This window comes from Paenibacillus xylanexedens (genome assembly GCF_017874615.1).
Taxonomy (GTDB): Bacteria; Bacillota; Bacilli; order Paenibacillales; family Paenibacillaceae; genus Paenibacillus; species Paenibacillus xylanexedens.
Genome location: NZ_JAGIKV010000003.1, coordinates 327,759 through 352,686, shown reverse-complemented (window position 1 = coordinate 352,686; position 24,928 = coordinate 327,759). Strand labels below are relative to the sequence as shown.

Annotated in this window: 11 protein-coding genes and 1 riboswitch; all 11 genes read right to left on the bottom strand. The window is 46.2% G+C overall.

Going from position 1 to position 24,928, the window contains the following annotated elements:
- Nucleotides 1-19 precede the first annotated feature (19 nt).
- A complete protein-coding gene (locus tag J2Z28_RS05940; RefSeq protein ID WP_211081574.1) occupies nt 20-3,358 on the bottom strand; it encodes a DUF5107 domain-containing protein in 3,339 nt (1,112 codons plus the stop codon).
- Nucleotides 3,359-3,531: 173 nt separating this feature from the next.
- Complete coding sequence (gene treR, locus J2Z28_RS05935) at nt 3,532-4,242, bottom strand: trehalose operon repressor (protein WP_211081573.1); 711 nt, start codon at nt 4,240-4,242, stop codon at nt 3,532-3,534.
- Nucleotides 4,243-4,369: 127 nt separating this feature from the next.
- Nucleotides 4,370-11,872 carry a fibronectin type III domain-containing protein gene (locus tag J2Z28_RS05930; RefSeq protein ID WP_211081572.1) on the bottom strand — a complete coding sequence of 2,501 codons (7,503 nt, stop codon included), beginning with the start codon at nt 11,870-11,872 and terminating at the stop codon, nt 4,370-4,372.
- 155 nt (nt 11,873-12,027) lie between these two features.
- Nucleotides 12,028-13,050, bottom strand: coding sequence for an SDR family oxidoreductase (locus J2Z28_RS05925; RefSeq protein WP_211081571.1), 1,023 nt, complete (start codon nt 13,048-13,050; stop codon nt 12,028-12,030).
- A gap of 97 nt (nt 13,051-13,147) precedes the next feature.
- Entirely contained in the window at nt 13,148-13,573 is a 426-nt protein-coding gene (locus tag J2Z28_RS05920) for a cupredoxin domain-containing protein (protein ID WP_017688751.1), read from the bottom strand.
- A 394-nt stretch (nt 13,574-13,967) separates the two neighbouring features.
- Nucleotides 13,968-14,921, bottom strand: coding sequence for an EamA family transporter (locus J2Z28_RS05915; RefSeq protein WP_017688752.1), 954 nt, complete (start codon nt 14,919-14,921; stop codon nt 13,968-13,970).
- 106 nt (nt 14,922-15,027) lie between these two features.
- Nucleotides 15,028-15,138, bottom strand: a riboswitch (purine riboswitch).
- Nucleotides 15,139-15,285: 147 nt separating this feature from the next.
- Nucleotides 15,286-17,505, bottom strand: coding sequence for a DEAD/DEAH box helicase (locus J2Z28_RS05910; RefSeq protein WP_211081570.1), 2,220 nt, complete (start codon nt 17,503-17,505; stop codon nt 15,286-15,288).
- Nucleotides 17,502-18,845: an ATP-binding protein gene (locus tag J2Z28_RS05905; protein ID WP_211081569.1), complete on the bottom strand. Its 1,344-nt coding sequence runs from the start codon at nt 18,843-18,845 to the stop codon at nt 17,502-17,504. The genes J2Z28_RS05910 and J2Z28_RS05905 overlap by 4 nt, the downstream gene beginning before the upstream one ends.
- Nucleotides 18,846-18,851: 6 nt before the next feature.
- The gene (locus J2Z28_RS05900; RefSeq protein WP_211081568.1) at nt 18,852-20,429 is read right to left on the bottom strand and encodes a TerB N-terminal domain-containing protein; all 1,578 of its coding nucleotides are present in this window, start codon (nt 20,427-20,429) and stop codon (nt 18,852-18,854) included.
- A 413-nt stretch (nt 20,430-20,842) separates the two neighbouring features.
- Nucleotides 20,843-21,433 carry a biliverdin-producing heme oxygenase gene (locus tag J2Z28_RS05895; RefSeq protein WP_211081567.1) on the bottom strand — a complete coding sequence of 197 codons (591 nt, stop codon included), beginning with the start codon at nt 21,431-21,433 and terminating at the stop codon, nt 20,843-20,845.
- Between the two features lie 302 nt (nt 21,434-21,735).
- The gene (locus tag J2Z28_RS05890; RefSeq protein ID WP_211081566.1) at nt 21,736-24,858 is read right to left on the bottom strand and encodes an MMPL family transporter; all 3,123 of its coding nucleotides are present in this window, start codon (nt 24,856-24,858) and stop codon (nt 21,736-21,738) included.
- Nucleotides 24,859-24,928: the final 70 nt, after the last annotated feature.

Here is a 24,928-nt window from a genome sequence, read left to right as displayed (position 1 = left end):
GTGTTGAAACGATTATCAATTATCGATGGATGATTGCCCCTTGATGATTCGGGTTTGTCTCCAATACCCGCTCCAACTCAAGTTTGGCTTCACTTGTCTGCCCCAGCCCCAGAAGACCCAATGCCCGCATATATCGGCAATGTTCTTCATTTCGCTGATCTAAATCGTCGTCGAATACTAGAAAATCGGGCAGAGATACCGCAAAATAATCCATTCGGATGTGATCATGCATATGTCTTTCGGCATAATCAATTAATTTGTTGAACCGCCTGTTGGCTTCCTTCACATTGCCAAGTTTCTGCCAGGCCAGACCCTGATAATAGATGGATTCAGGCGGTTGGTCATTATAAAACATCGCGCTTGCCGGTTCATTCAAACCGATGGATGCTCTGTGGAAATTCTCCTCTGCCGCCTGATTATTCTTCAGTTGCTGGTAGGCACAGCCAAGATAAAAGTAAACGGGATTGTCTCCTGCTCCCTCCAATTTACCTTCACCTAAGTTCTCCGGGTAAACTAATGCCTTCTGCAACAGCTCCATTGCTAGTTCAGGTTGTTGTTTCTCCAGATTTTTCTTTGCCAGTTCCGTCAGTGCCGTAACATATTGTCCTGTTACCTTGCCTTCTCCACCCTCCCATGGATGAAACCGCCGGGTCTGAAGGGCATTCCATGCTTCTTGATGACTACCTTGCATATTCAATAAAGTCACCCACTCTATATACAGATCATCACGGTGGTGAACCAACTCCATATGTTGTTCCAGCAATTTGATTCGACGCTCGCAGGAATACCCTATCTTCTTGTGCAATTGATCCAACTCGTAGAAGATTCGGGCATCCTGTGAATCTAACCGGAAAGCTTCCTCTAATGATACCAATGCAAGATCAGGGCGATTCAGCTTGTTATAATAAGCCAGTCCCAGATTCCGATGTACAGTCGAATATGCAGCATCCACTTCGCGTGAAGTTTCCCAATGGGTGATTGCTTCCTCGTAGCGTTTATGATCATATAACCAATTTCCCAGGTAATAGTGAGCACGCGCATCATTCGAATCCACTGCCAATGCATCCTGAAGCACCATGAATTCAAATAACGTATTAGGAAAACAATAATCCGTTGGAGCAGCTTTCCCCTGCTTTTGACATTCCCGGGCCTGCTCCACATCCCCCAGCTGACGATACAAGTAAGCCTGAGCATAACCAACCATAGGATACGTCCGTGAATTTTCGGATTCAACATAAGAGAGTACCGTCAGTGCTTCTTCCCACAATCCACAATCCGCGTAATCTGCGGCTAGATTCAGATAATTATAAACGTCTCCTCGCATCAGACGATGAAAATGCTCACGTGTTTGCCCCGCTTGTTCTCTCTCTGAAGGTGTAGTCGCTACGCTATAGATCAAGACTAATTCATGTGCGGCTCCAAATTCAACCGGGTCCAGTGCCAATGTCTCACGAGCATATTGAATGGCCTGTTTATCTTGACCCATTCTGCGCAGCAGAGCAACCTTCAGATGCCGAGCCTTATAATTTCTGGCATTACGAATCAGCGAACGTTCGATGTGATCCAACGCTTCGATGTCTCGATGTAACGCCGTATCGATCTGAGCAAGCATGTAATAACCCGTATCCTGATACTGTGCAGACCATACGGCTTTATACAGTGCTGCGTAGGCTTCTTCCTGTTTCCCCTGTAATTTCAAACTCAGACCGAGTTGGTAAAAAGCTTCACTATCATATGGATTCGTATTTTTCCATGTCAGCGATTGTACAGCCTGTCTGAAATGCTTCTCTGCATCTTCAAACAACCCTCTACGCAGCAGCAATGTGCCATACGCAATGTTTAGACGAATATCCGTTGCATCACGCTTCAAACCTTCCAGATAATAAGGTTCCGGTTCATACGTGGCATGCCGATATTGCTCCAAATGAAGACCAGCCAGATATAGTTGTTCATTCGTACGAATCTCGGATGGTAGCGGAAGTGGTGTGGCCGGATCGGGCACTTCCTGTATCTCAGACCTTTCAGGCTGATAGGCTACAAGTACTTTTCCTTCCACAGTTCGAACACTTAACCTCAACTGATGCCATTCATCTTGTCCGCTCCACGGGAATGAAGATTTATATAGTTCCGTAGGTGAGATATTACATCTCTCATGGAGATATACCGTGGTTGATCCTATCACTTCAACGGTCACTTGTTCAAAAACCGACGTCGCATATACCATTACGGTTACCATTCCGGTCCTTTCGTCCATTTCTAGATTAACCGCTGCATCAATCGTTGCATTTTTGACCATACCAATTCCTTTATACGGCATAAAATACTGCGAGAATGATTTCGCTTCATAGGGCTGTAACCATGTAAAATCAGGCTGATTATCGGTATAGATCCCGGTCATTAATTCAATATAAGGTCCATCCTCGTCCGTTAACTGACGATCCCAGGCTTGCCCGAATTCCCCGTTCCCCCAGGTCCATTGCTTCTTGCCCGGAGAAATATGATGATTGGCTACATGCAACAAACCTGCCTGAATCCCATGGTCATAACCCCCTACAAAATTATAATCCGACTTATACGCCATATAGGATGTTGGAACCGGTATGTTTTTGTATCGGGAGATATCCACACCTTCGGAATAGTCCATCTTATAATAGGTGCCGGTTGCGATGGGGAAGCGGGATACGTCCCGTTTTCCATGGTCCAGCACAGCCGTTACATCAGGTGGAAACACGGATTGCGTATGATCGTTGACAGCTACAGCCGGGTTGGCCCACCATAGAAAAGTTTGGGGTGCGCTGGTGCGATTGTATACCTCGGCATGGATTTCAAGATAGGCTTTGCCGGGATGTAATGTGAAGCCAGCTGTCATTTTGGTACCATACATACGGTCAATCTCACCCACCCACACGGTAGCGCTTCCATCTTCATTACTGCCAAATGTATAATCGACTGGACCAAACGTGTTCGGCCGATGATGCTGGGGCCAGTTGAATTCAATTCCTCCGGAAATCCATGGCCCTGCCAGACCCACGAGCGCAGGTTTAATCACCCGGTTATAATATACAAAATCGTAGTTGTTGCTCCGATCCAGCGCACGATAGATCCGTCCACCCAGTTCGGGCATCATCTCGATACGTACATATTCATTTTCGAGAATAACTAATCGATACGACTTCATTTGGGCTTCATCTTCGATGCTGTCGATCACAGGATGCGGGTACACCTTACCCGAACTTCCCTGATAGATTCGCTTTTCAAGAAACATCGGATTTTTGTCCGGTTTACCTGTACCATAAGTTGGAATATCTCTGTTTTCTTCCCATATGCGAACATTTGATTTCGCTGTCACGTGATTCAATTCCCTCACTCCTCGGCCTCGTATATATTGTGATCATACGCTCCGACATGCAGTAAGAACATTGACATTAAGCGGTTCTTGATGGACGATCTTCGGATTCCCCCATAACCAAAGAGAGCACCTATCCACTCAATAAAGCAGTGAAAGGTACTCTCTAATCGATCTTGATTAACTTATCTGCGACGTGCAAAATCCACAAATCTGAACTTGTCCGGTCGGTGCCTCGACTCCGTATACTGAAATTGACTAGCATCCTCCAGGTACACCTGGCTCCTCACCACAACCACATTATGGAACCCTTCAAGGTCAAGCAGTTCCCTGTCCTCAGAGGTGGGTTCTTCCACCAAAATCTCTTTTTTGGCAAACGAAATGGAAAGCCCCAGCTCTTGCTCAATGTACTGATAGATGGAATCATTACAGATTTCTTTGCTGAGCCCAGGAACAAGCCGCTGGCTAATGTAATCTTTGTCCAGTATGACATGCTCTCCATCCACTTTGCGCACACGTCTGATCTCCCAGACCTGTTCATTCAGACCAAAGTTAATTTTCTTGTGCAGCGCCTGATCGACCTGCTGCTCCTCAAAAACCTTCACATACGTTTGAGCGCGATGTCCCATTTTTTTGGCCAATTCCTTGAAGCTAACCAGACCTGAGATGGGAAAATCGATCTTTCGTATATCCAGTACAATCGAGCCCTTGCCTTGAATCTTCTGAATATAACCTTCTTCGTACAACATTTTCAATGCTTTGCGGATAGTCTCTCGAGACGTTTGATAACTTTCCGATAGATCCAGTTCCGATTGAAGCAGCGTCCCTGCCTCAATCTCTCCGGTCCGAATACGATCTGCAATATCTTCATATATCCGGATAAATTTATTATTCATTATTCATCACCATTGTTCATTACCCTTTTTTTATCATATTGGCAACCATTATAGCATTAAAAACCAATCAAGCGGTAATGTCGTTACTGCCGATGATTGCAGTATCATGTGTAAGAATCAATACAATCTAGATATGACGATCGAACGCTGACGCTTTCTCCACTTGATCTGTACGCTTCTCATTCATAACTTGAATCAGCTTATTTAAGCGGAAGATGAGCGCTGCAGCTTCGGATCTGCTTAAGTGCTGCATGGGACGGAAGCTGCCGTCTTCATATCCTGTAATCATGTACAAACCTGCAAGTTCCTGTACTTCTTCTTTGGCCCAATCGGATACATCAGTCTGGTCGGTAAACGCTCTTGGGGAAGTCAGCGGTTCCGGTCTGATTTTACGGATAACATTAGCTATAATCTTGGATGCCTGTTCCCGTGTCACCAGCGCATGTGGAGCGAATTTCCTATTCCCCATACCTTGAACCATCTCATGGTGAACGGCTGCCTTAATCTCAGGAGCAAACCAATCCTCATCGTTCACATCCTGAAATCCATGCTGTTCATTAACCGTTGTGTCCACACCCATCAGACGCACGATTAATGCAGTGAACTCCGCACGGGTGATCGGACGGCGTGGCTCGAAGCGAGTTTCACTTACACCTTGAATGATATTTTGTTCCGCCAGCCAGGTGATCTGATCTTTATTGAATGTTTGGCTGATATCAATAAATTTGATATTTTTTTTCGCAGGTACATCAGGCTGCTCAGACGTTTCTGGTTGTGAACTCACCTCATCGGCTTGTTCCGATGTACCGTTCGGACTCGGGGTTGCACCGCCACCGCTCCAGGCGGATGGTGGATACGGAAAAGTCATGGCTGCTGCCCGTTTTCTTTCACTTTTTTCACCTGCTGAATTCTCCGTCCATACTTCCACCTCATAATGCTGCTCGGCATTCAGTCCTGTCCATACATGACTGCGCTGCGTGCCACGGTAAATCTCACGATCTTTATGGGTGATCACAATCACCTCATTTATTGAATCCAGTTCCCAAGTTAGCTTAATCGCACTTGTGCCTTGCGCTACGGCTGCAACTGTCAGATCCTCGGAAGGCAACGTCTCGAATTCCGGAACCTGGAGCGCCTCACCCTCACCTGCCTCATTAAATGGAATGATCGCAAAGTCAGTATAACGCTCGGCACTGTTTAATTCAGACACATGTATGGATGTCTCCGTTGTTGTTCCCACAAGCTCTTCGTTTCGATAAACTCGATAACCCCCAGCACCAGGAATCAGTTCCCATACAATGTCTGCACCATACATGGAACGCCCCTCTACTACAGGAGTTGAAGCAGCACTACCAGGCAAAGTCATTGCATGAAGGTAATAACCACCATCACTACTGCCGGAGGCATTCATGGCCTTCACTGTATAGATATAGTTCACGCCCGGTTCGAGTTCCTTGTCGTCATAGAATAGTTCTTCTGCAGGCACATGAGCAATCTCTACACCGTCACGCTCAATGATAAACTGCTCGGCACCTTCGACCCGGCTCTGTTCTAATAAAAGACGAATTTGATCCTTCGCCGAATGATACTCCACTTTGACAGGGGCTGCTGGTTTGGTCAGGACAGAATACGCCAGCTTCTCCGATGCATCTCCCTGATCATTCTCTGTGTAGATTTCAATCGAGTACTGTTTGCCTGCATCCAGTTGATCAACGATAAACTCTTTTTGTGTGCCTCGGTATACTTCAGTACCCTCCAGCAATACAACGAAAGTTTCGTTCCCATAAGGGAAGTCCCATTCCAGTTTCGCATGATCTGTCTCCGGATATATCTTCATTTCCAGTGAATCAACATGAGGTAAGGTGTAAAAAGGAATCACGGTCATTGGGCTTCCTGAACCAGCCGTATTATAAGGAATAATCTGTACCTGATCATATCGGGTTGCACTCTCCAGATGAGTTAATCTCACCTCTGTGATATCCCCTTCTTCAATCGTGGTGAACATCTGATCTCCGATACGTATGATATATCCCTCCGCACCTTGTACCTTTGGCCAAGATATCAATCCTTCCTTTTCCCCAATCTTGCTTGCATGTAAAGGTTCATGAATGGTCGCAGGCAACGTTCGCAAGTGAACTTCGAAACCGGAATCACTCTCTCCCGTTGCATTGGATGTTTTGATGGTATACGTGTAATGCTCTCCTGGTGTCAGTCCATCATCTTCAAATGAAGCTTGATCTGCTGGAACCTTAGCGACTTCAACACCATCCCGCATAATGATGAATTGCTCTGCTCCCCGTGTTGAGCTTCCAGTCAGGTCCAATACCGCAGTCTTATCTGTGATGTGTGTTATGCCTGCCGTCTGAGGTGATATGGGTTTCGTTAAAACTTGAATCTGAATAGACTCTGACCGATGACCATCTTCATTAATCGCAACAATTTCGAATTCATACGCTGTGCCATCCAGCATGCTATTGAGATGTACAGACGGTTCAGACACGCTCTGTACATCTCCCGTTACCCGATTACGAATCTCATATGCAGCCGCTCCCTGAACAACATCCCAAGCCAGATCCACTGCATGTGTTCCGGCTTTCACTGTGATACTTTCTGCAATCAATGGCAACGTTTGAGTCATTACACTAAAATTAAGCGGCCCACTCGTTCCACTCGCATTGACTGCCCGAATTACATAAGTGTATTTTGTTCCTGGCGACAGATCCTTGTCTACGAATTGGGTTTCACTTGAATCCATCTGAGTGATCTCTCTTCCATCCCGTTCAATGACATAATGATCTGCCCCTTGGACACCAGTGTTACTGAAATCCAGACCTAGGCTGTTTTTTGCCACATCATATACTGCAACCTTAACGGGTTTCTCAGGCAAAGTCAGCAGAGATACATCCGTCGCTTCAGAACGAGTTCCCTGTCTGTTGACCGCCCATAGTTGATAGCGATGCCTCGTCCCATCCTGTAGACCAGTAATCGTTGCTTCATTCTCCATTCCTCTATAGATCTCCTTGCCATGCTGCTCAATCACGTATTCAGCGGCACCTTCCACGAGAGACCAGGAAACTTTTGCATAATGTACTCCTGAATCAACAAGTACTTCGGCAGGCGACACAGGTTTGGACAATCGGATGAGCTGCGCTGTCTCACCTGAACCAGAAGTATTCGTAGCCTGAACTTCCAAAGCGTACTCTGTACCTGGCAATAATCCCTCAACCGTGTAGGCCAGTTCTGATGTTCTGCCCACTTCTGTTCCATTGATTTTCACAATATAGAGATTCGCCGTATCTACAGCTTGCCATGCAAGTCCCATACTTGTCTCACCAGTCGATGTGACATTCAGTCCTTCCGGCCTGCTAGGTAGCGTAAGAATTGTACTACTGGTGGATGCACCGTACCCGGCAGCATTGCCTGCCTGTACTTCATAGGTATACTCACGACTGTTTGACAGATGGTAAACCGCGAGTTGTGTATCTGATATCTCATGGCTCTGTCCATCGATGACCACCCGATATTTCGTTGCCCCAGCTACAGGTTCCCAGCTCAAAATTGCTCCCTGTTCAGTTACTTGAACAACGTGAAGTCCCGAAGGGCTCTCCGGTAGCGTTGTTCCTGATACCGAACTGCGCATCCCCTGTCCACTTCCGTTCACTGCTTGTACATCCAGTTGATAAGATGTTCCTGAACTCAGTCCCGCAAAGACCCATTCTTGGGTTCCAGCAGGAATCGTTCCCGACTTCTCTCCATTCAACCATAACTCATAACGATCGGCTCCTCGTACTTCTTCCCAATTCAGACGAAGGCTCGCTGTGGAAGCATCTGATACCTGTAAGCCGGACACCTGCCCAGGTAACGTCTTGAGCAAAGGTAATCCTGCCAACGGTCCTGTTCCTGTCTCATTTCCGGCAATTAACGTATAGCTGTACTCCGTTCCGCTATCCAGACCCGAGTCCAGATACTCCATCTGTTCTCCTTCATATATGGCTGTTCCATCGCGTGAAAGACCATAATACGTTGCAGAAGTCACTGTCTCCCATTTTAATGAAATATCATGCTCCTGAATTTGAACGGCCATAAACTCACCGTGCATTGCCGGCAGTGTGAGAAATCCAGTTCTACTGCTACCACCTGCGCCACTTTCATTCATTGCCGTTACCGAGATGTTATGAATGGTTCCTGGAACGAGGTTGCTGACATAGGGAAGGCTACCAGGATCAGATACCGTCTGATCAAATACGGTGGCACCGTCCGAAGTAGTCGCGATGATGCGGTAAGCATCTGCTCCTCGTACTGAATCAAATTGAATCTCGGCCAAATTGGGCTGTGAATCTACTTTTCGAACGTGCAACGTTCCGGGAGCTGCCGGGGTAGTTAATACTTGAGCACTTACTGCATCACTTACTCCGGTATGGTTTCTCACTCTAACTTCATATTCATAGACCTGACCACCGCTTAGGGCGTGATCGATTATACTGTGGTTAGGATAATCCAGTGTCCACGACTGTCCTGTCGTTTTATTCGTTATCTCATACTGATATCCATCGGTATACCTTTCCCCCGTTGGAAGATCCACTGTAAGTTCAGCTGATGTCTCAGCGATCTGTGTCATTCTCACATGACTCGGTTGCTCGGGCCTGCGTTGAATATGGTAAGGTGAGGATGTTGTCTCATATGTATTCCCTGCTCTGTCCATGGTTTTCGCATGGATGTACCATATACCTTCCGATTCGATGGATATTTTATGCTGGTCAGAGCGGGCTTCAAGCCAATGCTCCGGTGAATCTGCACTGTTCGTAACTTGATAGAATCGTTCCAGTTCTTGAATGCCTGAGTGGGCGTCGGCATACTGAATGGTAGTGGATATATCCATGTCCGTCCAAGCATGTCCGTTAGGTGCAAATGTAATCGTTGGAGCCATCTGATCCACATAGGCGATTCGACTCACTTCCTTGCTCACATTGCCAACAGTATCCCTTGCTCTAGCCCGAATGGTGGTAGCGCCGTTTGTGCTTACTGTACCGCTACTTCCTGTCATATACGGGGCATCATTCATGCTGTATTCATAGGATATCGCTTGTTCATCCACACTTCCAGCGATAGTGAATTTCACATGTTCTTTACTCCATCCAGAAGGACTTAAACGAATCACCGGCTCGGTTGGAGCTGTCTTGTCAATTCGAACTGTAGCCTGAGCGGACGTGCTTATGTTGCCTACACGGTCAATTGAGCGTGCATATACGATCGTTTCTCCCTCATCGGTAACCGTCACTTCGCCCGTATAATCGATCCAAGGACCTTCTTTGTTAAGTCGATATTGACTCTTGGCAAGCCCACTGCCCGCATCTTCACCACTGTTTATCGCAAAAGTTACATCCTCATTCGTCCAATCCTCTTCACTTAACGCAATCGTTGGTTGCTCAGGCCCAGTCTTGTCGATTCTGGCTGTTGCCGAAGTGGAAGCACTGACATTGGCGGCCCGATCAACACTTCGTGCGTAAATCTCGGTTATCCCTTCTTCACTTAGTGTAAGAGGAGCCTTATAGTCGATCCATTCTCCCTCACTTCCAAGCTTATATTGTGTCAGACCAATGCCACTTGCTTCGTCCGTACCCTCCGTTAATGTCACGATTACCGCCGCTTTTGTCCAATCGGGCGGATTCAGCGAGATGACAGGTGGCGTTGGTGCCGTCCGATCTACCCTAGCTGTCACAGCCGTTTCCTGTCCCGTATTACCAAACGCATCAATACTGCGTGCCATAACAGTTGTGTTGCCTTCACTGCTTACGGTAAACGGAGCGCTGTATTCACGCCATTCTCCTGCCGGACCAACTTTCACTTCAGTCTTCTGAGTTCCGCTCAAGGCATCCTTTCCTTCTTCAACCGTGATGAGAACATCTTCCTTGGTCCATGAGGATGGAGTAACTGTAACAGCAGGTGCAGTTGGACCCGTCGTATCTTTAATCATCTCTCCAGCGGATATATACGGGGTCTGTATCCCTTCACCATTCAGCGCCGCCACAAACACTTCATATTTTCCGTCCGCGAGCCCGGTCAGGGCAAACGCTGTACGTGTGGACGTTGTTGTTCCTGCTGCAAGGACTTGCCCGCCTGGACTGCGTATTTCCGTTTTGTATTGGGTGCCCGCAGGGTTGCTATTATTATTCCAACTCGCTGTAACTGAGTTGCCTGATTGTGTCACAGCCGCAGCAGCGGGTGGATTCGCCAATGTATATTTGGTGGATGGACTGGAGTAACCCGTATAGGAACCACTTGAATTTTTGGCACGTACGGCAAAAGAATAACTGGTATTCGGAGTGAGTCCAGTCACCTGCCGACTGTTTGATGTACCTGTATCCACGATCTGATTCGTTGTCATATTCTTCAGTTCATACGTAACGGATGCATCATTCGCCTTCTTTTCCCAATTTACCGTCAAGTTATTAGAATTAATCAATGTATATGTCGGCGTTCCGGGCACAACAAAACTTCTTACTGTAAAGTTAACGGTTCCTGCTGAGGACACCCCACCTTTGTCATCCATGACCCATACTTGCAACGTGTGCGTACCATCTGGCAGGGTATCAGGCAACGTGTAATTGGTGTTGAAAGACTGATTGGAACCCGTCGCGGTCATCTGGGTCAGAATGTTCTCCGACCCACCATCAATGGACCATTTCACGGTCAACAAGTCGCCTACATCCGTATCTCGCGTTGTACCAGAGATCTGAAGTTGCTCGCCTTTGTAATACGTTTGCCCCGAAGAAGGAGCCGTTAGTGTAAATGAAGGCGGAACGTTCTGAGGGCCGATTCCCACAATCGTTGAAAATTTGCGTGAAGCCTGATTCGCTGTTGCTTTGGCATTCCACCAGAATTGCGCGGCTGTATCACTAGCCGTAACGGTCTGGCCTGGAGTGAATGACGAAGGTGAAGAACCCCCTGTTAGCTGCGCATTGTCCGGACCACTGTACTGTCCCATGTATATGCGATCTGCATTCACAACATTGTACGTATTCGCATAAAAAGCCGTGACCTGAACGCCGCCGCTGTAATTACGCCATCCATTCTCGATGACTTCAAACGGAGAAGCATCATTCCCATTCACCATCGTATCCCAATAAAATGTTCCACCCAAATTCAGTGCCGATCCACTACGGTTGATGGCTTCCAGTTCAACCTTCATGTATCCACCTTGTGAGGTAGCATTAACGATAGATACACGCAAAATATATTCGACATTGTCCTTTTGCCGGGACATTTCAATCACATTATTGTTAATTCGGTAATAATTCAGCGGCAATGTTTTGAAGTTCACGGGAGATCCGTTGTGGTCGATAATCGTAGATACATTCCCTGTATCACCACCGTAAAATACATTTGTGTTTGGTAGTAATACAATTCTGTATTTACCGTCACTGTTCATCTCTACTTTCACCTTGGATGACTGTACAGCCTTCATGCTGGACGTATCGGATACAATCCCGATTGTTTCAACCGTTTCAGCCATTACCGTGGCTGCACCCCATTCAAGCAACAGGGCTTGAGGTGATAATAACGCAAATGCCAGCACCACTTTGGTTAACTGTTCCGCTTGTTTTTTCACACGTTTTCCTGATTTCTTCAACGTCTACTCTCCTTTTTGAAACACAAAAAAAGGAGGCACCCCAACAAAGGAACGATGTCCTAAGTTGGGGTGCCTCCCCTAACAAGTGTCATTTTTTCTTGATTATAACGATTAAGCGCATGAATGTAAACACTTGATCATGAACGCCTTACTTCTCATTTCTCATCTCTGATCTTTAATAACGCTTCGTCCAATGCGCCAACGACCTTGTCACACCATACATCAAATTCCGGATCTTCGTTCTGTAATTCAGGATGCGCCAGAATGTGCTCAATCGTACGTCGAATGCCCTGATCGGCTCTTGTCGTTGCTACAAATTCCGGAACAAGCCGTTTCAGCTTACTGTTGTCAAACACAACGGTATTGGCTTTGTCACCCAGCAATCCGCCGCGAAGATCCTGATCACTGCATGCTGCCAAGAACTCGGAGGGTACATGTACCGCATGAAGCTTAACGCCCAACACGCCGGCTATAATCTCATGAATCTGATTCCAGGTGACGGATTCGTCCGAGGTGATATGTACCGATTCACCAATGGCATGGATATTACCCATAAGCCCGATAAACCCTTTGGCAAAATCAGTATTGTGCGTAATGGTCCACAGTGAGGTGCCATCTCCATGGATGATAACGGGTTTGCCTTCACGGATACGCTTGAGAACCTGCCAGCTGCCTTGAGCACCATGAACACCGAGAGGTACCGATTTGTCGCCATACGTATGGCTCGGACGCACGATGGTCACAGGAAACCCATGCTCGCGGTATTGTTTCATCAGATAGTCTTCACAGGCAATCTTGTTGCGAGAATACTCCCAATATGGATTCGATAAGGGCGTCCCTTCCGTGATCCGGTAATCAGCCAAAGGTGTCTGATACGCCGATGCTGAACTTATAAAAATAAACTGCTTGGTTTTATCCTTGAACAAACGGTAATCTCGCTCCAATTGAGACGGTACAAAAGCGATAAAATCCGCCACAACATCAAATTCCAGATCAGCTATCAGTTCCGCTACACGTGCCTCGTCATTAATATCCGCTTGAAGTATGTTGACCTCACTAGGTAAGTCATCGTTATGATTGCCGCGATTAATTATATACAGTTCACAGCCTTGCTGTGCAAGCATCTCCGTAATGGCCGTACTGATGGTGCCTGTCCCTCCAATAAATAGCGCTTTCATTTTCGCCACCTCCTGATCGATTTTACCCACTTCCTCATGATATCACGCACCAAAAAAAGGAGCAAAGCTCGGTGACCCGAAACTTTGCTCCTTCTGCTTATACGACCTTAATCGTTGCATATATCATGTACATGCCGCAATGGATCTCATATTCTCCCTTGGGCAGATCTTTGTCGACCGTATAATAATTGGGTCCCTTTTGCATGTATAGATCCATGCCAAGCTTTTGTGATCCGACTGATTTGACATGTGTCACCGACCGGGTCAGAATAAAGTTGATTTTGGTCGGTACGCCAGCCTTCACCTCGATAACATCTGGTCCAAAACCATCGTTGCTCACGTCCACATCAATGACTTCATATCCCTTCAAATCCTCCGGAGTCTCGGCTTGTGCTGTTACTGCACTTCCCGATCCGGGGGATACGTCTTTGCCCATAAAATAAACCAAAAATGATCCAAGCAGTACAACAACGGTCAGACCCAGCGTTAACCAAGGCCATGTTTTTCCAAACCAGCTTTTCATATAAACACTCCTCATTCGATGTCCCATCAATATTCAATCAACAGACGGATGTATTCTTTAAGCATACCTGATTCGCATGACAATGAAAATGACCCCTCTGGGCTATTGCGGTCGAGCTATATAAGTGGAACTAAAGAATATTTACACTGGACACTCCGATGACAGAACAACCTTCCGATCGCTGTTATCCCCAGATTTTTTGATTTCCTTTTTCAAAGGGTAAAATCCGGGAATAAAGGCGCACGCTTCGCTTCTTCAGGTTATTTCTGTCCTCTCCGTTTTGTGTAAATGTTAGTTCAATTTATATACAATATTTCAATAGAAAAAGCCTGATTTCTCAGGCTTATCTACGGGTATTCCCGTTCATGCTTTGCAATATCCCTTTTTGTATAACTCAGGAATAGATCGGTGTATTCCGACTTCGTCTCATGCGTAATTTATATAACTCTGGCAGGGCTACACCAATGAGTACAATAATAACTCCGAACCATTGCAATCCGCTGACATGCTCATGGAGCACGATTGAGGATAACAAAACTGCAATTGGAAGCTCCACTGCACCCAGGATTCCGGCCATGTCACCACCAATATGCGGAACGCCGATAGCGAACAGTACTGGTGGAATGAATGCCCCAAAGAATCCAAGCAGCAATCCAAATACAAGCAACTGGCTCCAGATCAATCCGTTAAAGAGGAATGTCGGTGGGAACAAAATGCACAGCAGGATCAATCCGCCTGTAACCATCCACGCACTGCGGAAGGCTGGATGTGCTGAAGGAACCGCTTTGCCGCTGAACAATACAAACAGGGAATAACTTACGGCTGCCATTAATCCAAGTGCAATACCCAGACCGTTGAACTCACCCAGTCCCTGTTCCAGGAAACCGGCTGCCAGCAAAGTTCCGCCGAACAGAATGATCAACGTCAGGAATGTGACTTTGTCTGGACGTTGACGTTTGCTTATCGCCTGAATCAATACACTAATCCAAGTGAACTGGAACAACAGGATAATGGCAAGTGAAGCCGGAATGTAACGCAAAGACTGATAATACACGAGACCTGTAATTACCGTTGGTGTTCCAGCAGCCATCAATATCAGACGTTGTTTCCACGTCAACCGCTTGAATACCTGTGCCACGGCTCCTGATGCTTTGCCATTTGCCTGCGACTTACGTTTTGTTCTAAATTTTGTGTATAGCGCCAGCATCCAGGATAGAAGAAAACCCGTGATCAGCTGTGCTCCCACAACCTCTCCAAGTTTATACCCTTCGCCGTACGCCAGAACCACAATCGTGGATAATATGCCATAGCTCATCGCTCCCGCGAGAACGGACAGATAATATTTCATTGTGAATAAACCTCCTGATGATAAGAAAAATACGCCCGCATGTTGGTTCATGCCAAGGTCACAGACACCATCTAAATGCAAAAAATCCTAACTACGAGCAAGGAATACATTGATTCCTTGGCATCGTAGTTAGGAAGTATAGGCTTCCCGTAGAGACCCTCGCCCTATGTACACTTTCGGCCTGCGAGGTTATACGAAATGATATATGCAATTTGATGTAATTCGTGTGTGACGACTTTTCATATATTACATGGGAGGTGAGATGGTGTCAACCCTATTCCGTATAAAAAGTTGAACTAAATTATTACACCGAGTCGCTTCGATCGCTGTACCATGCTTCGAGTACTCTGATTACGTAAAAACGTCATGTCCGATTGGAGCCTGAGGAGTCCCACTCCAATGTTTGCTGTAAACCTGCCTTCAATCCATCCAGATCCAGCCCATCCACAGCAAAAGCCTCACGGATCAATGGCGGCGCGACAAATTCATCATACTTGCCCAGATAAGGCGCTTCATCTTCAGCCAGTAACGCAGATGCGTCTTCAGCCGTTCGACACTCACTCATGATCTCGGCTAACAATGTTCGTTCGTCGACCTTGCCGGACACTACAAAATAATATGGCTCCATGGGCACAACCGAACGCAAGGCAAGTTTCTTGGACAGATTATGCTTCATCAGGCGCTCCAATGTACGGAATGATTTACTTCCAACCCAAGGAAGAACATACATCGAATCTCCCCCTGCCGGAATCACGACCTGCTTCAACAGTCCGCTTTCACGAGCTAGGCGGCGCGCCCGTTCAAGTCGATTGACGGCTTGTGGTGACAGATAGGGATAGATGGTCGAGTCGGACAACACTTCACGCATTTTCTGTACTACCGACGTATGAATATCTCCTCCCGCGCCAAGCCATAATGTATCTACTTTACCTTTTGCAGACTTCACATACACAGCCTTGTGCTTGTGATCGACCTCTTCCACTTTCCACAGTTTGCCTGCGAGCGAGAAGCAATAGCCAGGTGGGGGCACGGTTGTAATTGAACCAATCTCTTCTGAGCCGTTTAATACTTTATGTTCCTCATCGTCTTTAAACACGGCGTAGAAGCGATAATTATTCACAATTTTCTCACCTGTCAGACCGATGATCAATGTTCGATCCTCTGTCCATTGCAGATGATCCGTCTCAATGAGGTAATTCAGGAATACCTGATATTGATCAGGTCTGATCAACGCAAATGGGGCCAGCGAAAGGATGGCTTCAGCAAGATCTCTCGGCTCCGCCTCCCCCATACTTTTCAACATGCTCATCGTCTGATGATAGAGCACACCTATGGGCATTTTGCGGGCTTCAAGCGGCTCGACCCACTTCGTTTTTACATACAGTTCGATAACAGCAATCGCACGCATCAACGTCCACGGCATACGCGCTGGCAATTGCGCTTCCTCATCCTCTTCCTCCGGACATACAAAAAGCATCTCTGATGCCATGTCCTCTCGTCTCCCTGAACGTCCCAGACGCTGTACAAAGCTGGACGCACTATACGGTGCACCGAGCTGAACCACACGTTCCAGTTCGCCCAGATCGATGCCCAGTTCAAGCGTGACCGTTGCCGCAGCAACCGCGGGCCCCGATCCTGTGCGTAGGGCAGCTTCCGTCTCTTCCCTCAGCATAGCCGAGATACTTCCATGATGCACATGGAACACACCACGCTCTTGCCTGCGAGCCGCGACTCGCCGCATCTCAAGAATGGTGACTTCAGCATCCGTTCGGCTGTTGGTGAAGATCAACGCTTTTTTACGATGTGTGCTCTCATAGATGAAGTCGTAGTACGCTTTACGTGCGTTATGAAGCTGCTCCGCCTGCTCCTCGTCCTGTGCATCTGGAAAGGAGAAATGTTCCACCCGCAGTCGCAACTTGCGACCGCCCGGGGAAGAGACCACATCCACCCCCTGCTGCGTTCCCGCAGCAAGCCAAGATGTAGCCGCATCATAGTCACTAAGTGTGGCGGACAAGCCCACTCTTCGCGGTGCACAGCCAGCCATACGCTCGATTCTGGCAAGCTCGCTGAGTACTTGAATGCCCCGATCCGCTCCCATAAAGGCATGCACCTCATCGATGATGACATATCGCAGATCATGAAACAGCGCCGGAATTGCATTCGGTCGATTCATGAGCAAACCTTCCAACGATTCTGGCGTTATCTGGAGCACACCGGACGGATTTTTCATCAGTTTTGTTTTCTCCGCCTGAGGTACGTCCCCGTGCCAATGCCAAACCGGAATATTGCCTTCCGATAACAGATCCTTTAGACGTTCGAATTGATCATTAATCAGAGCTTTCAGAGGCCCAATGTACAAAATGCCAACCGACTTGGAAGGCCGTTCATACAGCTCGGTCAATGCAGGAAAAAAAGCCGCCTCCGTTTTGCCGGAGGCCGTTCCCGCCGCAATCAGCATATGATGCGGGGTATGAAAACAGATATTACAGGCCTCAATCTGGGCAGGACGAAGCGATTCCCATCTTTTTTTATATATAAATTCCTGAACAAACGGCGCCAACCGATAGAACGGGTTATCACTCATAATTCAAACTCCGCCAGAAAGTCGTCCAGATCATCTGCATTCGCGGATGCATCTGCCCCTTTACCCGTTTCCTGAGGTTTGGCAACCCGCTCGCCAAGTAATTGAGTATAAGTCACTTCAGGATTCTGGTGTAACGTATGCAGTACATCCATAAAGTCTCGTACCACTTCACGCGTTGTCAGCAATTCATCCGCACCGAGTCGGTTCACCGCCGTTTGCATAAAATCAACCAATTGTTCATCCGTCAGACTTGCACTGTATCCAAAATGCAGGGCATGAATCTGTCGTAGCTTCTGGAGCAAAATCAGAATCTCTTCATGTGATAACATCGCTAGTTTCAGGATCGGGCCTGTATAATTCGCATACGCTTTGGCTGCATAGCGACCATCAATAAGCCTGGAGCGAAGCGCTTCATAGCTGTATAATCCACGCCGTTCATCCTCCACAAATTGCGGCGTACCGCCTACAAATATGCCCAGATGCTCCGCCTTGCCCTGCATCGTATCATTGAACATGGTCAGCAATTTCTCATAGTTGCTTTGACGGGAGACACTGTTTGTTATTTTGTACAGATTCACCGCTTCATCAATGAACAACAATAATCCTTTGTAACCAATGCGCGCCGTGAATTCAGACCACAATTTGAAGTAGTCATACCAGTTGTCATCGTCAATGATAACGCCAACAGCCAGTTCTTTTTTCGCTTCCGTTTTGGTTGCAAATTCTCCTCGAAGCCAGCGAAGTGCCGCCTGTTTTTGTTCATCATCAGCAAGCTTATACCCGTTCCAATACGAAGCCAGTACCTTGGCAAAATCAAAGCCGTGAACCAGATTCTGCATCTCCCCCGTCACCGCGTAGATCTGTTTCTCTACCTCAAGCGGCAGAGCGGGATCATCCGGGCGCAGGTTCTGACTCTGCATCGTGGATTGTTGCAGCCCTGCGATCCATTTTTGCAAAATCGGCTCCAACGCTCCTCCATCCGGGCGTGTGCGTGTAGACAGACGAGTCATCAGTTCGCGATATGTCGCAAGTCCCTGGCCTTTGGTTCCCACCAATCGTCGCTCTGGTGACAGATCGGCATCTGCCACAACAAAATCACGATCCATCGCATAGTTACGAATCATCTGCAAAAGAAAGCTTTTACCGCTGCCGTAACGACCCGTTATGAGTTTAAAAGCTGCGCCGCCCTCAGCGATATTGTCCATATCCCGCAAAATGGCTTCCACTTCCGGTTTCCGACCAACAGCAATCTGCTCCAGTCCTATGCGCGGGACAACACCAGCTGTCAATGAATTTACAAGTGCGGTGGTCAGCCGCTTTGGTATTTTAAGTTCTGTCACTGCGTATCACCTCTTCACATGTTCGAACACATCTATATAATCAGGAACAATCCGATCACCATCAATCAGAAGATCACCGATCGTTTCCATAGCCACATCATTAATTTCATCCAGCAGAAGCGTAGGCATCGTTCCATATTGCTCAGCCAGACGCATCAGCTCCGTATCTGGACTTGCGCCAAGTAGAACATGAATCGTTTGCACCTGTTGAGGGGAGAGTTCCTTGGCAAAAAGCAGCCATTCTTCATCCAGATCAGCCTCAGCAGACTCGTCCCACTGCAACCTAATCGATTCTACTTGCGCTCCTGTTGCAATCTCTACTGCGCATGGCTCCGACTCCATAGAACCTTCAGTTGGAGTGATCTCATTCCTTGCTTCCAGTACATCGAATGGATTACTTGTAACATTTGCGCTATTAACCTCTTCATCCTTCACTTCAGAAGGGTGATCATCCTCAATTGTAAGCGCCAATCGCACGTACTCACTTTCCTGCTGTAATGATGCCAATTTCTCTGTATCAATCCGAATCATTGGTTGTTCCACAGACTCCGCCTGCTCGATCGCATATGCTTTGTCCAGGTAACGTTCAATCAGATTTGCAAGTTCGGGTTCAAGAGTCTGTCCTCGCAATCGGCCTCTGAATCCAAGCAGTTCACGAAGTTTATTTTCAGTACATCGATAAATCCGCGTAACCATCTGCACAAATTCAGCCTGTTCACCTATGGGCATATATCTGAACGATACCGATCTTCCATAGATCGAATCATCATAGACTGCTTTGCGAAACAGAATGCGCTCCATCGTGCGTTCATCGTTAGGATCACACTCAGGCAACAGTCCAACTTGTCGCGTACGTTCCAGGTACGAATCAACCAAGGCCATGACCCGCGGGATGTACTGCTCCATCACTTCTTTGCCGCCATCTCTGTAGAATTTACTGAGCGTAATATCGTAATCATAATATCTTTGCAGCATATTCAGCGATATATCCGATACATTATCCTGTAAAATACGTTGCAGCTCCCTATCCAGCATCTCTGCTGGCAGGTATCCGCAGGAAAGGCCCATGACCTCGGATAAGGACATTTCCATCTGATGGACCAGCACATAATCGACCATCCACTCTTGCATATATATATTTAATTGGGGCAACCGTTCACGGTAGTTCACCCATAGCTGCTTTAATTGATCATAACCATCCTGAGGATTCTGCCAGCCAATGCCGTTAATTAACTCGTAGATATGAACAAATAGATAGGACAGATCGGTATCCGGGTATCTCCCCTGACGTACTTCCTTCCTCCAAAACATATACCACTTGCGCTGGGCTTCATTCATCACACCATACGTTGGCCAGTAACTCATAAAGGGAACCCATGGGGATACATCCCCCTCCATCTCTGCCCACTGCTTTGCTTCCTCTACAAAACGTTTCTCTGAGGACAATATGCCTCCACGATGCTGCATCGTATCATGTGCAGACTGCACAATGGTTGAACGATCAGGAACCGGAACCGCTGCTGTTTCAGGTTCTTCACTCAGATCTATCTCCATAAATTCCAATTGTCTTGAGTTGTCTTTCATAGAACGTTATCTCACCCTCCTCCAAGACAGAATACGAACAAGTGTATCCATAGGGATCATTATATCACTTGTCCTGTGTCTGCGGTGACGAAATTTAAACATTCCTGGACACAAAAAAGAAGGCATTTCTGCCCTCTTTTCATCATGATGTTATATAAGTTGAATTAATAATTATTTACATTGCACTACGATGACAGAATACCCTTCCAATCGCTGTTATCCCCAGATTTTATCGATTCCCTTTTCTATAGGGAAAAATCCGGTTTAAGCGTATGCTTCCGATGTAGCTTTCTTTCAGAAAGCTTTTAGGTGAACGCTTCGCTTTTCCAGCTTTTTTCTGTCCTCTCCGTTAGGTTAAATGTATTATTTCAACTTATATAGGTTCCTTTTAATTATATGAAAAAAAGTCCGCCCTACGTATTAATCCATTGATCTAATAGTCGGAATGTCTCTGATGCACTGTGTACCATGTTGTCATGATCTTCTGGAGTGCTGATGGACTGCTGCAGCAAACCTGTAAACTCGCTCCATCTTGTTCTTGTCTCAGAGCCGTAGGCATTGAAATATTCCAATCCACGATCAGCTTCAATGGGCAGGAACTGCGACAAACGTTTGGTCATAATCTGTCCACCGTTCGTGGACCCCTCAATTACATACAGATACCCGAACAAACGGGCAGATGTTGAAATATCCGGCAGTTCTTCACAGAGCGGAAGTTGGCTGATTTCCTCTTCACTGGCACCCAGATTTCGTAAATCTTTTTCCAACAGTCCAGCCTTGCCTCTAATCTCGATATCCAATCCCGTACTTTCCCAGAAAGGCTGCTGTACAGCCTGATCTTCCAGTGGTTTCAGGAATCCATAAAATTTCTCTAAATATGTTCTATATTCTTCTATAGTCACAGTTTGATTCATAATGGCTTTTGCATAAGGGTTCTGTTCTACTTGTCTGTGATAATGAGCTGTCTCGCTCTTCAGACGTTCCATAATAGTTGTTGCAGTCATCTTAGTTATCCCCTTTCACAATCTGTTCTGTTGTTGCAAATGAATGCTGATCCTCAACTGATTCTCAGTATATTGAAATAGAAACTGCTTTTCTTGCACTCAGCTCCATTTAAGACAAACAAAGACTCTATGTAAGTATACTTATTCTTGTTTGAGAAAACTATATGAATCCGTCATTGTTTCACGTTAGATTATTTCCCGCATTGTTATGATAACTTAGTTATAATTCATAGGATAAAAAAATAAAAAACGACCCCTGACGTCATGTTTGTCAGGAATCGCTTGATATAAAGATGATTTATTTATTTTTTTATGGGATCGGACCCCGAACCCCAGTTTTTTAACTTGTGTAATAGACTGATTAGAGCCGGAAGCAAGATTGGAAGCATGACAAAACTTAGCAAAACCAATCCGATGATGACAGAAATAGCTACTTCAATCAGTGTAACAACACCGGAAGGAATTAGTGCGGCGAAGGTACCTCCCAAGATCACTGCCGCCGAGATCACGACCCCTCCTATATTACGGGAAGCTTCCGTAATTTTATGAATTGGATCTCCTTCAATCTCACGATATTTCATCATGAGGAAGATACTGTAGTCCACACCAAGTGTAACAATCATGATCAGACTGAAGAAAGGAACGTTCCAGCTCAGATAGTCAACGCCAAGCGGGCCAACCACCAGCAATTCATTCAGACCAAGGGCCACATAATACGTCAGGAATAACGCACCTATAATGATTACAGTCTGCCAAAACGAACGAATAATGAACAAAAGTATCAATCCAATTCCAATCAGCATGATCATGGACGTCCGATTCAGATCGCCTCCGGATAATTCTTTCATATCCAGGTTCTGTGACGGTATGCCGCCCAGTGCCACTTTCGCCTCACTCAAATCCGTGCCAACCAAAGCCGTTTCCAACTGCTTGTTAAGATTTTGAACAACATCCATCGCTTCTTTCGAATATGGATTATCGGTCAAAATAATGGAGATTTCCGCTGTCTTCCGATCCGAAGACATATACATGTCGAGCGAACTTAGAAACTCTTCTCCTTTTAATACCTCTTCTGGAATGTAGAAGCTTTTCGCAGCATCAGACTGGCCAAGATGGGCCAAATAAACTTCGGCATCACCAAGACCCTTCGACACATCTGAGAGTCCTTTTGTACTTTCGGTCAATCCGGATTTCAACTCACCCATTTTGTCCTGCAAATCGTTCAGACCGCTTAACAATTGACTCTGTCCTTCATTAATCTGACCCAGCCCATCCTTCACTTCCAATGTTTTACCCGCTATCTGCTGGGTTCCATTGGCTCCAGTCGCCAAACCTTTGGATAGCTCGCCAGCACCGTATTCAAGCTGACCGACACCTACAGCAACCTGAGTCAGACCGCCACTAATTTGAGCCATTGACTCGTTGGCTTCCTTGAAAGAATCCATAGCCCCATTGTACTGCTGCATCAACGGGTCCAACTGTGTGTATAACGCGTTCAGTTCAGTTTGAGCCGCTTGAGAAATACTAATCACTTGTACAGCATCTTCTTCTTGTTGTAACTCAGGGTGATTCACAATTAGACTGGTCATGCTGCCTTCGATCTGAGCATAGGCATCAAGAGCTCCCTTAATGGCTGTCTTAATGCTTGTGAAAGTACCACGGAAGGAACCAAATCCCTGTTCAAGTTGCGTATACCCTTTTTGCAGATCACTGGCACCTTTAGACAGGACTCCAACCTTTCCTTTAAGGGTAGTAAGTCCGTTTTTCAACGTCTCTGCCCCTTCTTCCCCATTATTCAGCCCATCAGATACCTGATTCATGGCGTCTCCCAATGCATTTACTCCAACTTGCAACCGGCTTGTCCCATCAATCAACAGCTGTACGTTACTTAAATCATTTGAAGATTGAAGCTGTCCAGCTGCAGAGGACAAACCTTCGTTAATTTCGCTTACACCATCGTTTGCTTTACCAATACCCTGATTAAGCTCCTCTGCTTGATCGTTAATATACAACTCTTTAATTCGGACTCCAGTTGGTCGAGTGACACTGTAAACCTCAGAGACACCTTTCACCTTGGACATCTTATCCGTCAGATCATCCAGTGCCTTCAGCAATGTCTGATTGTCCATTGCCTGCTCGGATTGCACAACCAATGTTGTTGGCGCTGAGAATCCTGGTGCATAATGCTCCATAATCAGATTAATCCCCTGTTTGGAATTGTAGTCATTATTGACTTCAAACAGGTCATTATAACTTAGTCGATTACTGTAACTGAATAATAAAGGAACACTAATCACCGCAACCAGAATGATTGCCAGGAAAGGTCTTCGTACCGATTGGCGGGATAAAAATCCCCACAGTCGGCTGTCCGCATGGCCTTCGAAATTTTTCGATGGCCAGAACATTTTTTTGCCCATGACAACCATGAAGAACGGGTTCAACGTATTGAGGACGATAATGAGAACCGCTACTGCGATCGCCACCGCAGAGGTTGCCTGATATAACTGAAACTTGGCAAGCAGGAGTGAAAGAAACCCGATGAATACAGCGATGCCGCTATACAATACGGTTCTGCCTGCTGTTTTAAATGTCGTTTTGGTCGCAAGAATCACATCGCCATCTTGTCTACTTAGTTCCTCCTTGAATCTGGTATATAACAGGATATTATAATCCGTCCCAATACCAAAGAGGATAACGACCATAAATATCTGAGTAAAGTTCGAGAACGGAAAGTTAAACCAATCTACAAGATATCCCACAATAGCTAATGAAACAACGTAAGATATACCTACCGTGAGCAGTGAAATAACAGGTATGATTGGGGATCTAAAAATAATAATCAGGATAACGAGGATGAAAATGATCGCGATAATTTCTGTTTTCTGCACACCGTCTTCAATCGATTTACCAAAATCATCATCGATCAGGTCAGCTCCCGTCAGATATGTATCCACATCAGGGATGGTTGTAGATTCTTTTAATAGACTAATGACTTCCGAAAGAGGAATATTCTCATCTTTAGTGACGGTGATTTGAGTCAGGATCGTGGTTTGGTCCTCGGATATAAGCCGATCAGCTTGCTCTTCACCATCCAGATGGCTTGTGATCGTCTCAATATTCAGTTGCTTTTTCTGATTTTTCAGGTTGGATAAAACGGATTCGATCTCCGTCTTTTGCTGGTTCGTTAATGCTTGTGTATCTTCTCCACTATTAAATACAGCAATGATGGAATAAGTATTCCCGCTATCCTTATCCATATCTCTCAACATAGTCGCAGCAACCTGGCTTTGTGCCGTTTCAGGAATTGAAATCTGTCCTTTTTCTTTTACCAGTTGACCAAAATCAGGCATCGCCACTACAGAAACGAGAGTAATGAGTATCCAAAAAATCAGGGAAATCGTTCTGGGATTCCTAAGTTTATTCATGATTTATCTTCACACACCTTATGTCTAGTATAGGAATGAATATTCATTCCGTTTATGTTGTAAAAAAAGG

What these genes read in the sequence shown, in the direction of transcription:
- treR (WP_211081573.1), bottom strand. Translation starts at nt 4,242, where the DNA reads ATGAATAATAAATTTATCCGGATATATGAAGATATTGCAGATCGTATT.
- J2Z28_RS05925 (WP_211081571.1), bottom strand. Translation starts at nt 13,050, where the DNA reads ATGAAAGCGCTATTTATTGGAGGGACAGGCACCATCAGTACGGCCATT.
- J2Z28_RS05920 (WP_017688751.1), bottom strand. Translation starts at nt 13,573, where the DNA reads ATGAAAAGCTGGTTTGGAAAAACATGGCCTTGGTTAACGCTGGGTCTG.
- J2Z28_RS05915 (WP_017688752.1), bottom strand. Translation starts at nt 14,921, where the DNA reads ATGAAATATTATCTGTCCGTTCTCGCGGGAGCGATGAGCTATGGCATA.
- J2Z28_RS05910 (WP_211081570.1), bottom strand. Translation starts at nt 17,505, where the DNA reads ATGAGTGATAACCCGTTCTATCGGTTGGCGCCGTTTGTTCAGGAATTT.
- J2Z28_RS05900 (WP_211081568.1), bottom strand. Translation starts at nt 20,429, where the DNA reads ATGAAAGACAACTCAAGACAATTGGAATTTATGGAGATAGATCTGAGT.
- J2Z28_RS05895 (WP_211081567.1), bottom strand. Translation starts at nt 21,433, where the DNA reads ATGACTGCAACAACTATTATGGAACGTCTGAAGAGCGAGACAGCTCAT.
- J2Z28_RS05890 (WP_211081566.1), bottom strand. Translation starts at nt 24,858, where the DNA reads ATGAATAAACTTAGGAATCCCAGAACGATTTCCCTGATTTTTTGGATA.